Below are 15,669 nucleotides of genomic sequence, written 5' to 3' on the forward strand. Positions count from 1 at the left end.
TTAGGAGAATCTTTATAACAATAATAAAAATTTATCTGAATCTATGACTAAAACTGCTCAATCGGTATGGGAAAACTGTTTGTCCTTTATAAAGGATAATATTCAAGACCAAGCATATAAAACTTGGTTCGAACCAATCAAATCAGTTGAGCTAACCGATAACGCATTATACATTCAGGTTCCAAGTAAATTTTTCTACGAATGGCTCGAAGAGCATTACGTAAAATTATTGAAAGTTGCGCTTACCAAAGAACTGGGAAAAAACGCAAAGTTACTCTATAAAATTAAAATGGAGAACACTTATGGCAATAAACAGCCGTTTACCGAGCAGCTGCCAAGTGCCAACAGAGTGCCAATGAAACCGCAAGAGGTTGACGCTCCGTTTAAAAACTTAAATCCTGAACTTAAAAATCCGTTTGTAATTCCTGGAATTAGAAATTTAAAAATTGAGTCTCAGTTAAATCCGAACTACAGTTTTGATAATTTCTTAGAAGGAGATTCAAACCGTTTAGCTCGTTCTGCAGGTATGGCTGTCGCCAACAAACCTGGAGGAACTTCATTTAATCCTTTGTTGATTTTTGGAGGAGTTGGTTTAGGAAAAACACACTTAGCACATGCTATAGGCGTAGAAGTAAAAGATAAGTATCCGGAAAAGACCGTTTTATATATTTCTGCCGAGATTTTCACACAACAATATATTGACTCTGTAAAAAAGAATAATCGTAATGATTTCATTCACTTTTATCAGTTAATCGACGTTTTGATTATTGATGATGTTCAGTTCTTGTCTGGAAAATCAGGAACACAAGATGTATTCTTCCATATTTTCAACTATTTACATCAAAACGGAAAACAAGTAATCTTAACTTCAGATAAAGCTCCTGTTGACATGCAGGACATCGAACAAAGATTATTGTCTCGTTTTAAATGGGGATTATCTGCAGAATTGCATCAGCCTGATTATGAAACCCGTATCTCAATCTTAAAAAACATTTTATACCGTGATGGTGTAGAAATGCCAGAAGATATTCTAGAGTATGTTGCTAGAAACATTAAATCAAATGTTAGAGAACTTGAAGGTGCTATTATTTCGTTAATCGCTCAATCTTCTTTCAATAAAAAAGAAGTTACAATCGAGTTAGCGAAGAGCGTTGTAGAGAAATTTGTTAAAAACGTAAAGAGAGAAATCTCTATCGATTATATTCAAAAAATTGTTTCAGACTATTTCCAATTAGATATTGAAACACTTCAATCTAAAACCAGAAAGAGGCACGTTGTACAAGCAAGACAACTAGCGATGTTCTTTGCTAAGAAATTCACTAAAGCTTCTCTTGCTAATATTGGTTCACAAATTGGAGATCGCGACCACGCAACTGTTCTTCATGCTTGCAAAACAGTTGATAATTTAGTTTCTACAGACAAACAGTTTAAAAAGTTTGTCGAAGACATCAATAAAAAACTAACGCTTTAAGACGTACCATGCCTGTAAAAATCTTAATGGTTTGTTTAGGAAACATCTGTAGATCTCCTTTAGCAGAAGGAATTTTAGCTTCTAAATTACCTCAAGATAAATTCTTAGTTGATTCTGCAGGAACAGGTTCTTGGCATGTTGGACACTGTCCTGACAAACGTTCTATAGAAGTAGCTAAAAAAAACGGAATCAACATTAGCGCGCAAAAAGGAAGACAAATTCAAGTTTCTGATTTTGATAAATTTGATTATATCTATGTAATGGATAATGCAAATTTTCGTGATGTCATTCATTTAGCTAAAACTCCTGAGCATAAAAATAAAGTTCGTTTAATTTTAAACGATTTATTCCCAGACGAAAACGTCGATGTACCAGATCCATATTACGGCTCCGCAAACGGTTTTGACAACGTTTACCAAATGCTGGACGAAGTAACTGATTTAATTGCAGATCAGCTTCTTAAAAAACACTCCTAATTCAATTCAATTGTTTCTAAAAAAGAGATAATTGAATTTTTTAATTTTAAACAAAAACACATGAAATCTTTCGGAAAATTATATCTAATTCCAACAACAATGGGCGAAAGCGATCCGATGGATGTTTTACCTCAAACTGTTAGAAGAACGATAGAAGTTATCGACCATTATATTGTTGAAAACGACAAAACTGCCAGAAAATCTATAAAAGCAGTTTATCCAGAAAAAAAACAGTCTGAACTGGTTCTTTTTACTTTAAACAAAAGAACAGAAACTAGTGAACACCATGACTTCATCAAGCCTTTGTTAGAAGGAAAAAACATGGGATTAATGAGTGAAGCTGGCTGTCCAGGAGTTGCTGATCCTGGAGCTGCAATTGTAAAATTAGCTCACGAAAAAGGGATTCAAGTTGTCCCTTTGGTTGGGCCTTCTTCTATCCTATTAGCCATGATGGCTTCTGGAATGAACGGACAAAGTTTTACTTTTAACGGATATTTACCAATTGATAAAGACGAGAAAAAATCGGCAATTCGTCATTTTGAGAAATTATCTTATGATAAAAACCAATCGCAACTATTTATTGAAACTCCATACAGAAACAACAAACTGATTGAAGATCTTTTGCAGATTTTAAGTCCCGCAACTCATCTTTGTATTGCAGCAGATATAACGCTTCCAACAGAATTCATAAAAACTATGAAAATTTCTGATTGGAAAAAATTAAAAGTTGATTTAGATAAACGTCCAGCTATTTTTATTATTCATAAAATGTAATTGCCTTTAAGCAAATTGCCTATGAAAAAGGTTTTATTTCTGATTTTGATTTGCGGTCTACAAACTGCGTTTTCTCAAAACACTAAGCAAGTTTCTAAAACAAAAGCTTCAGAAACAAAAAATGAAAAACCAGTTATTATAAATGACAAAAATCTTTATTTTGATTCGCATTTAGTCGTTGAAGAAGCTCCTCCAGCGAATAGTGATAACACTGTTTACAATACGGCAGAAATAGACATAAAACCAATCTTTCCAGGAGGATTTGAGAAATTTTATAAATTCGTAGAAAACAATTTTAAATATTCTGACGAAGGTGTTGACTTAAAAGGAAAAAAAATATATGCAAGATTTATAGTAGAGCAAGATGGCGCATTAACTGACATAAAAATCCTTAAAGATGCCGGCTATAATACAGGAACTGAAACAATTCGAGTTTTAAAAAAATGCCCGAGATGGTCTCCTGGAGAAAAAGACGGCAAAAAAGTTAGAGTTTTATATTCACTCCCAATAACTTTAAAATAGTTAAACTTCATCATGAGCAAACTTCCAAACGTAACCACAAGCATATTTACGGTAATGTCAAAAATGGCAACCGAATATAATGCTATAAATCTTTCGCAAGGATTTCCAAATTTTCCTGTAGATGAAAGATTAACAGATATTGTTTCCCGATTAGCAAAGGAAAACGTTCATCAATATACACCAATGGCAGGTTATCCTCCGTTAATGAACAAAATTGCAAAATTAACTCAGGATTCTTATAACAGAACAATTAGTCCAGATACAGAACTTTTGGTTACGGCTGGTGCAACTCAGGGAATTTTCACTACAATTTTAGCTTTAGTAAAAGAAAATGACGAAGTAATTATTCTGGATCCAAGTTATGATTCTTATGAATCTCCAGTTTTACTCTGTAAAGCAAAACCCGTTCGAGTAGCACTAAATGATGATTACACTCCAAATTGGGAAAAAATTGAAAAAGTGTGTTCTGCTAAAACCAGAATGATGATTATCAATAATCCGCATAATCCGACGGGAAAAATTTTAACCGAAAATGATTTTGTACAGTTAAAAAATCTTCTTGAAAAATATCCAGACATTATCATTTTGTCTGACGAAGTTTACGAATACATCACTTTCGAAGAAAAACATATTTCGGTGCATACAAAAGATTTTCTTTTAGATCGCTGTGTTATGGTTTCTTCTTTTGGAAAATCTTTTCATATAACAGGCTGGAAAATTGGTTATACCATTGCACCAGAACATTTAATGAAAGAAATCAAGAAAGTGCATCAGTTTTTAGTCTTTAGTGTAAATAGCATCTCCCAATTTGCAATAAGCGAATATCTTGATGTTGTCGATGTGAATCTTCTTGGAAAATTCTATCAGGAAAAAAGAGATTATTTTCAAAAACTGCTTCAAAATAGCCGTTTTGAATTAAAACCTTGCGAAGGAACTTATTTTCAAGTTGCTTCTTATGCTAATATTTCAAATGATGACGATGTTACTTTCTGCAAAAATTTAATTATCGAACATGGTGTTGCTGCAATTCCAATTTCAACTTTCTACTCAGATCATAAAGACCAGAAACTGATACGTTTTTGTTTTGCCAAAGATGACTTCACGCTTGAATCTGCAGCAAAAAAATTATGCGATATATAAAATTTATTGAAATTTTATAACATTATTATGCGTGCATCCTATTTTATTTAATTAATATTGTAAAAAAAAGAAAAAATATGAGCTACACAGATAAAATGTTACGTGATGATGCTTTAAAAGGCAAAGTCATTGTCGTTACAGGCGGCGGAAGCGGTTTAGGTAAAGCTATGACTAAATATTTTCTCGAATTAGGAGCTCAAGTAGCCATAACTTCTAGAGATTTAGAAAAGTTAAAAACTACAGCTGCCGAATTAGAAAGTCAGACTGGAGGCAAATGTCTTCCTCTTCAATGTGATGTTCGTCATTACGAAGAAGTAGAGAACATGCTTCAAGAGACTTTAAAGGTTTTCGGAAAAGTAGATGTTCTTTTAAATAATGCCGCAGGAAATTTCATTTCTCCAACAGAAAGATTATCTGCAAATGCATTTGACACTGTGATAGATATCGTGCTTAAAGGTTCTAAAAACTGTACGTTGGCTTTTGGAAAACACTGGATCGATACGAAACAAACTTCGGCAACGATTTTAAATATAGTAACTACTTACGCTTGGACAGGATCTGCTTATGTTGTTCCTAGTGCTACGGCAAAAGCGGGAGTTTTGGCAATGACACGAAGCCTTGCTGTAGAATGGGCAAAATATGGAATTCGTTCTAACGCGATTGCTCCGGGGCCATTTCCAACAAAAGGAGCTTGGGACAGATTATTGCCTGGAGATCTTTCGGAGAAATTTGACATGGCTAAAAAAGTGCCATTAAAAAGAGTTGGAGATCACCAGGAATTGGCAAATTTAGCAGCTTATTTAGTTTCTGATTTCTCTTCTTACATTAACGGAGATGTAATCACAATTGATGGAGGCGAATGGTTAAAAGGCGCTGGACAGTTCAATTTATTAGAAGCAATTCCAGAAGAACTTTGGGATCAGCTTGAAATGATGATTAAAGCAAAAAAGAATAAATAATTACAAGTGCTTACTAAATTCAGAATATTTTTTTTTAAACTATACTGATTGCACGAAATCCCGAAGGTTTACTTTCGGGATTTTTTTTTCACCATATAAGTTCATATAAGAGATTATAAGTTTAGTAGGAATTTTTAAAGTTCTTTAAGTCAAAAAAAAGAACTATTTATATTTACTTCTATTACTTAAATAATTTAAAACAAATAATTCGGTCTTTTATCAATATAACGGCAATAATTTCAGTTAAGTAACATTTTGCTTAAATATTTTCTAGCTTAAATTTACTTACATTACTTATATGGTTAAATTATTTTAAATGTTTAGCGATTCAGTTAAATTATTATTTTTGCCAAACAAATATCAAACAAAAATTTTATGCTCATTATCGGACTTGCAGGAGGAACAGGAAGTGGAAAAACTACAGTAGTGCACCAAATTATGAATGAATTACCAGACACAGAAGTTGGCGTAATTTCTCAGGATTCATACTACAAACAAACCGATAATTTATCGTTTGACGAAAGAGCATTGATCAATTTTGATCACCCGCGTGCAATTGATTTCGAATTATTGGTAAAACATCTAAAAGCTCTTAAGGCTGGAGAAACAATCGATCAGCCAGTTTATTCTTTTATTCAGCACAACAGAACAGATGATACTGTTTCTACTCATCCAAGAAAAGTGATGATTGTCGAAGGAATTTTGATCCTAACTAATCCTGAATTACGTGATATGTTTGATATTAAAATCTTCGTTCACGCAGATTCAGACGAAAGATTAATTCGTCGTTTAAAAAGAGATATTTCAGAACGCGGACGTGATATTGACGAAGTTTTAAACCGTTACCAAACTACTTTAAAGCCTATGCACGAGCAATTTATAGAACCATCTAAGGCTTTCGCAGACATTATTATCCCTAATGATAAATACAACACGGTAGCAATAGATGTAGTTCGCGCTGTAATTAATCAGAGAATTTCATAATTTTTATCGTAAATTTAAACCATAATAATTAGGAGCTTATTACCGCCTTTATCTTTTTATGGCCTCATTAAAGAAACGAGACCATAAAAAGAATAACGGCTCAAACGGAGTTCACTGAACACAAATAAAAAACAATGTCTCGGTGAAGTAATCGGGGCTAGAAATAACATATTCAAAAGATATATTCGTTTAAAATGAAATTTAAAAATCCATACAAAGACAAAAGATGGTTCAAGTACCTAGGCAACAAATACGTTTGGGTTTTGCTCTTTTTTATTGTTTGGATGTTATTTTTAGACAATTACTCTTATTTTGACCATCGTTTTTTAGATGAGCAAATTCATGAACTTGAGGATAATAAAAAATATTATCAGGAAGAAATCAGAAAAGATCAAGAGCAGATTAAACAACTCAAAAATCCGGAACAAATTGAAAAATATGCACGCGAGAAATATTTCATGAAGAAAGACAGCGAAGATATTTACATCATACAATTTGAAGGAGACACCATTCAAGAAAAAGAATAATCAAACAAAACAAAATGGCCACTAACCTATTCGACGATTTTAATCCGATTTCATCCAAACAATGGAAACAAAAAATTCAGTTTGAATTAGATGGAGCCGATTACAATCAAACTGTTATTTGGAATTCACCAGAAGATATTCAGGTAAAACCTTTTTATCATATAGATGAATTTACAAAAGCAGCCAATATAAATACTCAAGTCTCAGATTTTAAAATCTGCCAGAATATCTTTGTTTTCGATGTAGAAAAATCTATCGAACGCGCTCTAAACACTTTAGAAAGAGGTGCTGAAAGTTTACGATTTACAATTCAGAATGAAAAAACTGACGTTCAAAAACTACTAGAGAATCTTCCTTTAGAAAACAAAATCGTTTACTTTAATTTCAATTTCGTCTCAATCGATTTCGTTAAAAAATTAGACACGATTGCGATACAGAAAAAAGCCATTTTCTATTGTAATTTTGATCCGATTGGAGAATTAGCACGCGAAGGAAATTGGTTTATAACTCCCGAAAAGAATAATTTTGAGACATTGTCTTTATTATTCAAAAACGCAACCAATTTAAATTTGCTAAGTGTTGATCTAGGATTATACCAAAATTCAGGTGCCAATATTACACAGCAGATTGCTTATAGCTTAGCACACGCAAACGAATATTTAAACCGCTTTTCTGCAGAAACAAAATCAGTTGTTTTTCAGATTTCAGTTGGAACGAATTATTTCTTCGAAATTGCCAAACTTAGGGCGCTTCGAATGCTTTTTGACTTAATTGCTAAAGAATATAATCCAGAAATAAAATGTCATTTCTTGGTAACTCCAACTAAACGAAACAAAACAATTTACGATTATAATGTAAATATGCTTCGTACAACAACCGAGTGCATGTCGGCAATTTTGGGTGGTGCAGATGCAATTGCCAATTTACCTTATGATGCTTTATACCACAAAGACAACGAATTTGGAGATCGAATCTCTAGAAACCAGCTTTTGATTTTAAAACACGAAAGTTATTTTGACAAAGTAAATAATCCTGCTGACGGGAGTTATTATATTGAAAGTCTAACAGTTCAATTGGCAGAAAAAAGTTTAGCCTTATTTAAAGAAATTGAAGCAAACGGAGGCTTTTTGAAACTTTTAAACGATGGTACAATCAAAAAGAAAATTCAAGAAAGTGCCAATAAAGAACAGGAATTGTTCGATTCTAAGAAAGAAATTCTTTTAGGAACAAACAAATATCCGAACAAAGAAGACAGAATGAAACATGATTTAGAATTGTTTCCTTTTGTAAAAATCAAACCAAGAAAAACATTAATTACACCAATTATCGAAAAGAGATTGGCCGAGAAAATGGAGCAGGAAAGACTGGAATTGGAATAATCTCATAAAAAGTAATTAATTACAAATTCAAACAAAGCGTCTCAATGACAAGAAAAGACCTTAAACATATAAAGTTAGAAGTTAAAAGTGAGGAACCAGAAGTTAATTCTAATTCTGACAACTTCATTACAGCTGAAGGAATCGAAATCAAAAAAAACTATTCGGAGAAAGATATCGAAGATTTGGAATTTCTTGAGTTCGGAGCTGGTTTTGCACCCAATTTACGCGGGCCATACGCAACCATGTATGTAAGACGTCCGTGGACGATTCGCCAGTATGCGGGATTTTCTACAGCAGAAGAAAGCAATGCTTTTTACAGAAAAAATTTAGCTGCAGGCCAAAAAGGACTTTCAATCGCTTTTGATTTACCAACGCATCGCGGTTACGATTCAGATCACGAAAGAGTTGTTGGTGATGTAGGTAAAGCAGGAGTTGCGATTGATTCTGTTGAAGACATGAAAGTGCTTTTCGATCAGATTCCGTTGGACGAAATGTCGGTTTCTATGACCATGAATGGAGCTGTTTTACCAATTATGGCTTTTTATATTGTTGCTGCAGAAGAACAAGGCGTTAGTCCAGAAAAATTAGCAGGAACAATTCAAAACGATATTTTAAAGGAGTTTATGGTTAGAAATACTTATATCTATCCTCCAACTCCTTCCATGAAAATAATTGCTGATATTTTTGAATTTACGAGCAAGAAAATGCCAAAATTCAATTCTATTTCTATTTCTGGTTATCACATGCAGGAAGCCGGAGCTACAGCCGATATTGAATTGGCTTATACTTTAGCAGATGGTTTAGAATACATCAGAACTGGATTATCTACAGGAATGACCATTGACGATTTTGCTCCAAGATTGTCTTTCTTTTGGGCAATTGGCATGAATCATTTTATGGAAATTGCCAAAATGAGAGCAGGACGAATGATTTGGGCAAAACTATTACAGCAGTTTAATCCGAAAAGCGAAAAATCTTTGGCTTTAAGAACACACTGCCAAACTAGCGGATGGAGTTTAACAGAACAAGACCCGTTTAATAATGTAGCCAGAACTTGTATTGAAGCTGCAGCGGCGGTTTTTGGAGGAACACAATCTTTGCATACCAATGCTTTAGATGAAGCTATTGCGCTTCCCACAGATTTTTCTGCTAGAATTGCTCGAAATACGCAAATCTTTCTTCAAGAAGAAACCAAAATTACCAAAACAGTAGATCCTTGGGCTGGAAGTTATTATGTTGAAAGTCTGACGAACGACATTGTTGAAAAAACGTGGAAGCTAATTGAAGAAGTCGAAGAATTAGGCGGAATGACCAAAGCGATTGAGGCTGGAATTCCGAAACTTCGAATTGAAGAGGCTGCGGCAAGAAAACAAGCAAGAATTGACAGCGGACAAGATATTATTGTTGGTGTAAATAAATACCGTTTAGAAAAAGAAGATCCGTTGGATATTTTAGATGTAGACAATCAATTGGTTCGTAAGCAGCAAATTGAGCGTCTGGAAGAAATCAAACAAACCAGAGATTCTGAAAAAGTAAATAAGTCACTAGAAAAATTAATCCTTTGTGCACAAACAGGACAAGGCAACCTATTAGAAATTGCAATTGAAGCCGCAAGAAACAGAGCAACATTAGGCGAAATCAGTAATGCATTGGAAACTGTTTTTGGTCGTTTTAAAGCACAAATTAAATCTTTTAGCGGAGTGTATAGTGCAGCAATAAAAAATGACGAGAATTTTGAAAAAGCAAAACAACTAGCTGATGTTTTTGCTAAACAAGAAGGTAGACGTCCTAGAATTATGATTGCAAAAATGGGACAAGACGGTCATGACCGAGGCGCAAAAGTGGTTGCAACAGGTTATGCCGATGTTGGTTTTGATGTTGATATTGGCCCTTTATTTCAAACTCCTGCAGAGGCGGCAAAACAAGCTGTTGAGAATGACGTTCACATCTTAGGCGTTTCATCACTTGCTGCTGGACACAAAACTTTGGTTCCGCAAGTAATCGAAGAACTAAAAAAACATGGACGCGAAGATATAATGGTAATTGTAGGTGGTGTTATTCCGTCTCAGGACTATCAATTTTTGTTTGATGCTGGGGCATCGGCTGTTTTTGGTCCTGGAACTAAAATAAGTGAAGCCGCTATAAAAATCTTGGAAGCTTTAATCGATTAAGTTTTTATAGTCTCAGTCTCGGTTTTCAGTTTAATAATTGGATAAAGCTGAGGATTGAGACTTACTACTCACGAAAGAGAATAAAAAATAGAAAAAGAGGTTGTTTCACTGATGCGAAACAACCTCTTTTAATTTAGTCGTTAACTGTTGCGTTACTATCTGCTTCTATAAAAGAAAGATCGTAACCTGCAAAATCTCTCATATAGCTTTTCAAAGAAGTCCCGAAAGCATCTCTAAAATGTCTGCTTCCTTTGTTTTTGAAAAAATTCTTTACAGAACCTGCACCACCTAAATGGGCTGCAGCTAAAATTCCAGATTCGGTAATTTCAATACCGCTGATGATTTTGCCTTGATACTTTTCGATTTCGTAACGTAAAATCCATTTGTTTTTGGCTAACAAAGCCATAAAAGCTTTTTCTTGCAGCGCTGGATCTTTTAAAAAGGCTTTATTATCATTAATTCCAATTGCTCTTAAAGCTTTAGAACCAAATTGATATTTACCCATATAACCAAGAGTGTTTACAAGTCTGTACTGCCCTTGTGATTCTTTAAAAGCTACTGCCTCTTTAAATCCTATTAGATGATTTCCTGTGTATGGGACATTGGTGTTTGGATAATCATCTTTTTCTTTTGATGGAAAAATGTATTCTGATCCATCTGTTTTTTCAATTAAAAACCAAGGTTTGGTTTCATGGTTAGAGGGAATAAATCCCAAACTTAAAAATGTAATAATAACGACTAAACTCGCATAAAAATACCATTTCTTTATCATAAATTGTTTTTCTTCAAGACGCTGTCACCCTCTTGAAATTTCTACGCTGCAAAGATAAGTCTTTTCAAAATATACTATAAATCAACGATTTAACATTTATCATTTAAAAACTCGATTCGCTTTCATCCCAGATATACTAATGGATTCCGAAAGATTTGAAGTCTCTTTTTTCTCTTCTAAAACTTGAAATTTTGGGTCAAAAAAAATCGCATTTTATAGAAATTTTAAGCAATTTTTACAAAAAAGAAAGAATTAACTTATGTAAAATATATGATTTTTATGCAAATTTTGAAAAAGTGGTTTTCGAATTTTATAAAATTCATCATTAAAAAATGGTTATTTTTTATTATGACAAATCGAAAAATACACAAAATAGCAATTTCATAATTTTTCAATTTCAAAGACTTTTTTACATCAGAACAAAACAAAAAAACCGAAGTCAAATTGACTTCGGTTTTCTAATATTATTTACACAAATCAGATTATCTTGTTACTCCCTGACTTGCGATCCAATCTGAATATTTTTTTGCATTTACGTTATGTTCTGCTAGTGTTGCAGCAAATTCGTGATATCCGAAACGATCTACACTTGCACAGAAATAGATATAATCGTTCTTTTCTGGATTTAAAACTGCTTCTAAAGCCGTAATATCTGGCATTGCGATTGGTCCAGGAGGAAGTCCTTTGTTTACGTAAGTATTATATGGAGATCTCATAACTAAATCATTATAAAAAACTCTTTTTATTACTTGGTCAAAATCATTATCTCTTAATTTTAAAGCATAAATAACTGTTGGATCTGCTTGCAATGGCATTTCTAAGCGTAAGCGGTTTAAATAAACACCAGCAATACGGGGTCTTTCGTCTTTCTTAACTGACTCTTTATGAACAATTGATGCTAAAATTGTGGCTTGAACTGGAGTTAATCCTTGTGCTTTTGCTTTAGCAATTCTATCAGCTGTCCAGAAATTATGATATTCTTTAATCATCTTATCACGGAACTTTTCTGCCGATGTATTCCAATAAATCTCATAAGTATTTGGAATAAACATAGCAAAGACGTTTTCTTCATTAAACCCGTTTGCTGCTAAAAATGTAGAATCTTTTATCGCTTTCATTAATGATAAACTGTCCGCTTCGATTTCTTTTCCGATTCTTCCAGCAAAATTTTCTAAACGCTCCTGATTATTAAAAACTAACTTAACCGGAATATTAGAACGCATAGCACGAACTAGATCGATGTTGTTCATGTCTTTCTTTAAAAGAAAACGACCCGATTTTACATTTTGCGGATAATCTCTTTTTTCGGCAACCATTTCAAAGTTGTCAAAATTCTTTATATAAGGTTCCAAAATTTTCTTTACATCGGCATAACTAGCTTCTGTAGGCACGTAAACATATACTTCTTTCTCTTCAAATTTAGTATTAGAACTAAAAATTTTACTTACTAGAATAAAACCATATATCAATAGAACTGAAATAATGGCTACGGCACTTATTGTGATTATTTTTTTTAGACTCAAAGCTTAAAATTTAAATTTGTTTGTTAATTAGCTGAAAAATTGCTTCATCATGATAATGGTTATGATACAAAATCCAGTCTTTTTTTATTCCGATTTTCTTAAAACCAAATTTAGTAAAAAGTGCAAGACTGGCTACATTTTGTACACCAATATTTGCATACAATTGATGGAGATTTAAATTATAGAAAGAATACTTTATTAAAAGCTCTAAAGCCTCAGAACCAATGTTTTTTCCTTGATTTTCGTCTTTCTGAATAACAATACCTATTCCCGCCCTATTATTTCTAGGATCAAAATCAAACAAATCAATCAATCCTATAGCAGGAAAATCTTCGTCCTGACAAATTGCCAAACGAAGTTGTTTTGCCTCATAAATATCTTGATGGGCGTTTTCTAAATATTGTTTGATTAAAAAACGGCTATATGGAGTTTGCGTGTTACTAACTTCCCAGATATTTTCATCATTTTCTATAGAATAGATGAACTCTAAATCTTGAGGTTCAAGTGCACGTAAATAAATCGAATCGCCTTTTAATGTTATCATCTAGATATTTCAGATTTTAGATTGCAGATTTTAGATTTAAATCTCAATTGTTCCTTTGAAAACGAATTTTGCAGGTCCTGTCAAGAAAACATTGGTATAACCATCATTATCTTTATCAAAAGAAACGACAAGTTTTCCGCCTTCAACATTTAAGTTTATCGAAGTTTTATCTGTTTCCCCAATCGCATTCATAGCAATTGCTACTGCCGTTGCACCAGTTCCGCAAGCAAGAGTTTCGTCTTCAACACCTCTTTCGTATGTTCGCAAAGAAAAAGTATCGTTATCTACTTTTTTCACAAAGTTTACATTGCTGCCTTTTTCGCCATACAATTCACCATAACGAATTGCTGCTCCATTTTCTTTTACATTATAATGTTCCAAATCATCTACGATCTGAACATGATGAGGCGAACCAGTATTTAGGAAAGTATAAGAATCTTTTTTCTGAATTTCGTTCACATCAATCATTTGCAACGAAACGATTGAATCTGCATTAACAGAAGCATGATGTAATCCGTCTGTTGCAATAAAAGTCGTTTTATCATCAATTACTCCCAATTGATTAGCAAAAGCAACAAGACAACGACCACCATTTCCACACATCGAACTTTGGTTTCCATCAGAGTTGTAATACACCATTCTAAAATCGGTTTCAGTATCATTTTCTAAAAGAATTAATCCATCAGCTCCAATTCCGAAACGTCTGTCGCACAGACGTTCAATAAGTTTTACATCGTCTTTTGGAAAGAAATTTGTACGGTTATCAATCATTACAAAATCATTTCCTGTACCTTGATATTTATAAAATTCTACTTGCATTTTTTAGTTGTTAGAAATACAAAAGTACGAACTATTAATTAATGAAATGTTAATCATTGTTAAAGAGCGTTAAACCGTTTTTACAAATAATTTTTTGAAGTAATTTTACGTTAAATAAAACATGAAACTTAAATTCTAATAACTTAATTACAAATTCTAATATGAAAAGATTTTCAGCCTTATTTTTAGTGTCATTATTAAGTGGTGCTATTACTCTTGGTGCTTACAAGTTATTATTTGAAAGCAACAATTCTTTTTTTGGAAAAGGAAATTCTGTTGTAACTCTTGCCCCTAATTCTTATGCAAAAAATGTTGGTTTAGGTGCTGAAACATTAGATTTTACCGAAGCCGCAGACAAGACTGTACATACTGTTGTTCACGTAAAAAATGTTTCAAGAAGAACCGTAAGCAATCCGATGCTTGAGTTTTTCTACGGATACGGCGGACAGCAACAGCAAGAACAAGTAGGAACTGGTTCTGGTGTAATTATTTCTGAAGACGGATACATTGTGACTAACAATCACGTAATTAAAGACGCGACAGAAATTGAAATTACTTTAAACAATAAAAAATCATACAAAGCGAAGTTAATTGGTACAGATTCTAAAATGGACATTGCCCTTTTAAAAATCAATGCCGATGAAAAACTTCCTTACACTGCTTTTGCCAATTCTGATAATGTGAAAGTTGGAGAATGGGTATTGGCAGTTGGAAACCCGTATAATTTAACTTCAACAGTAACTGCAGGAATTGTTTCGGCGAAAGCCAGAAATTTAGACCAAAGCGGAATCCAATCTTTCATACAAACTGATGCTGCTGTAAACCCAGGTAATAGCGGTGGAGCGTTAGTAAATGCAAGAGGAGAATTAATCGGAATTAATACGATGATTTCTTCTATGACAGGTTCTTATGTTGGATATTCTTTTGCCGTTCCTTCTAATATTGCCCGAAAAATTATCGAGGATATTATGGAGTATGGAAATGTTCAAAGAGGTATTCTTGGTGTTGAAGGAGGCGAATTGAATGCAACGGCTTCTAAAGAATTGGGAGTAACAGAAACACAAGGATTCTACATTAATAGAGTTTCTAAAAACTCAGGCGCAGAAAAAGCTGGTTTAACAAAAGGAGATATTATTGTAAAGCTGGATGATCAAAATATTGCGACATATGCTGATTTATCTGGTTATATTAATACAAAACGTCCAAACGATGTTGTAAAAGTAACTTATATTAAAGAAGGAAAAACCAAAACGGTTCCTGTAACTTTAAGTAAAAATGAGTTTTACAGCGCTGAATTTAAAGGAATCGAATTAGAAAACATTGATGCTACCGACAAGAAAAAATTCAGAATTGATTATGGTGTAAAAATTAAAAACATAAGCAATGAGAATTTAATGCAATATCAAAACGAATTACTAGGAAATATTATTCTTAGCATTGATAATGTAAAAGCGACAAATGTTGAAACTGTTTCTAAACTTTTAAGCAAAAAAGACGAAGGACAAAGCGTAAGAATTGAAATGATCAACAGAAATGGAGAGATTTTCAGGATTATAATTTAAGTCGCTGTTTGCAGTGACAGTTTTCAAGAATCAAAAAAACTAAAAA

15 protein-coding genes are annotated in these 15,669 nt (G+C 33.1%); 11 read left to right on the forward strand and 4 right to left on the reverse strand.

What is annotated here, in order from left to right:
* Positions 1-43 precede the first annotated feature (43 nt).
* The 10 genes from dnaA to scpA all read left to right on the forward strand — a co-directional run bounded on the left by dnaA (position 44) and on the right by scpA (position 10,403).
* Positions 44-1,471, forward strand: coding sequence for a chromosomal replication initiator protein DnaA (dnaA, locus tag OZP10_RS04275; protein WP_095931847.1), 1,428 nt, complete (start codon positions 44-46; stop codon positions 1,469-1,471).
* An 8-nt stretch (positions 1,472-1,479) separates the two neighbouring features.
* Positions 1,480-1,947 (forward strand): low molecular weight protein-tyrosine-phosphatase, encoded by a 468-nt coding sequence (locus OZP10_RS04280; protein ID WP_281633670.1) that lies wholly within the window; start codon positions 1,480-1,482, stop codon positions 1,945-1,947.
* A 60-nt stretch (positions 1,948-2,007) separates the two neighbouring features.
* On the forward strand, positions 2,008-2,721 hold the full coding sequence (locus tag OZP10_RS04285) for an SAM-dependent methyltransferase (protein WP_281633671.1): 714 nt from the start codon (positions 2,008-2,010) through the stop codon (positions 2,719-2,721).
* 21 nt (positions 2,722-2,742) lie between these two features.
* Entirely contained in the window at positions 2,743-3,243 is a 501-nt protein-coding gene (locus OZP10_RS22675) for an energy transducer TonB (RefSeq protein WP_349293755.1), read from the forward strand.
* Positions 3,244-3,255: 12 nt separating this feature from the next.
* Positions 3,256-4,383 (forward strand): methionine aminotransferase, encoded by a 1,128-nt coding sequence (locus OZP10_RS04295; RefSeq protein ID WP_281633672.1) that lies wholly within the window; start codon positions 3,256-3,258, stop codon positions 4,381-4,383.
* Between the two features lie 77 nt (positions 4,384-4,460).
* A complete protein-coding gene (locus OZP10_RS04300; RefSeq protein ID WP_008467969.1) occupies positions 4,461-5,342 on the forward strand; it encodes an SDR family oxidoreductase in 882 nt (293 codons plus the stop codon).
* A 375-nt stretch (positions 5,343-5,717) separates the two neighbouring features.
* Complete coding sequence (gene udk, locus OZP10_RS04305) at positions 5,718-6,326, forward strand: uridine kinase (RefSeq protein ID WP_008467967.1); 609 nt, start codon at positions 5,718-5,720, stop codon at positions 6,324-6,326.
* 194 nt (positions 6,327-6,520) lie between these two features.
* Positions 6,521-6,853 carry an FtsB family cell division protein gene (locus OZP10_RS04310; RefSeq protein ID WP_177212338.1) on the forward strand — a complete coding sequence of 111 codons (333 nt, stop codon included), beginning with the start codon at positions 6,521-6,523 and terminating at the stop codon, positions 6,851-6,853.
* A gap of 14 nt (positions 6,854-6,867) precedes the next feature.
* Positions 6,868-8,232, forward strand: coding sequence for a methylmalonyl-CoA mutase subunit beta (locus OZP10_RS04315; protein WP_281633673.1), 1,365 nt, complete (start codon positions 6,868-6,870; stop codon positions 8,230-8,232).
* Positions 8,233-8,276: 44 nt separating this feature from the next.
* On the forward strand, positions 8,277-10,403 hold the full coding sequence (gene scpA / locus OZP10_RS04320) for a methylmalonyl-CoA mutase (RefSeq protein WP_281633674.1): 2,127 nt from the start codon (positions 8,277-8,279) through the stop codon (positions 10,401-10,403).
* A gap of 133 nt (positions 10,404-10,536) precedes the next feature.
* Here scpA and OZP10_RS04325 read toward each other — a convergent pair whose 3' ends face one another.
* From OZP10_RS04325 to dapF, 4 genes are all read right to left on the reverse strand, one after another.
* The gene (locus OZP10_RS04325) at positions 10,537-11,175 is read right to left on the reverse strand and encodes a peptidoglycan-binding protein LysM (protein WP_281633675.1); all 639 of its coding nucleotides are present in this window, start codon (positions 11,173-11,175) and stop codon (positions 10,537-10,539) included.
* Between the two features lie 482 nt (positions 11,176-11,657).
* Positions 11,658-12,698, reverse strand: a complete 1,041-nt coding sequence (gene mltG, locus OZP10_RS04330) for an endolytic transglycosylase MltG (RefSeq protein WP_281633676.1) — start codon at positions 12,696-12,698, stop codon at positions 11,658-11,660.
* 10 nt (positions 12,699-12,708) lie between these two features.
* Entirely contained in the window at positions 12,709-13,242 is a 534-nt protein-coding gene (locus OZP10_RS04335; RefSeq protein WP_177212332.1) for a GNAT family N-acetyltransferase, read from the reverse strand.
* A 36-nt stretch (positions 13,243-13,278) separates the two neighbouring features.
* Complete coding sequence (gene dapF / locus OZP10_RS04340) at positions 13,279-14,061, reverse strand: diaminopimelate epimerase (protein ID WP_198858272.1); 783 nt, start codon at positions 14,059-14,061, stop codon at positions 13,279-13,281.
* Positions 14,062-14,222: 161 nt separating this feature from the next.
* On the opposite strand from dapF, the gene OZP10_RS04345 reads away from it, so the two are divergent.
* Positions 14,223-15,623 carry a trypsin-like peptidase domain-containing protein gene (locus tag OZP10_RS04345; RefSeq protein WP_281633677.1) on the forward strand — a complete coding sequence of 467 codons (1,401 nt, stop codon included), beginning with the start codon at positions 14,223-14,225 and terminating at the stop codon, positions 15,621-15,623.
* Positions 15,624-15,669 lie beyond the last annotated feature (46 nt).

It is taken from the genome of Flavobacterium luteolum (assembly GCF_027111275.1).
Taxonomy (GTDB): domain Bacteria; phylum Bacteroidota; class Bacteroidia; order Flavobacteriales; family Flavobacteriaceae; genus Flavobacterium; species Flavobacterium luteolum.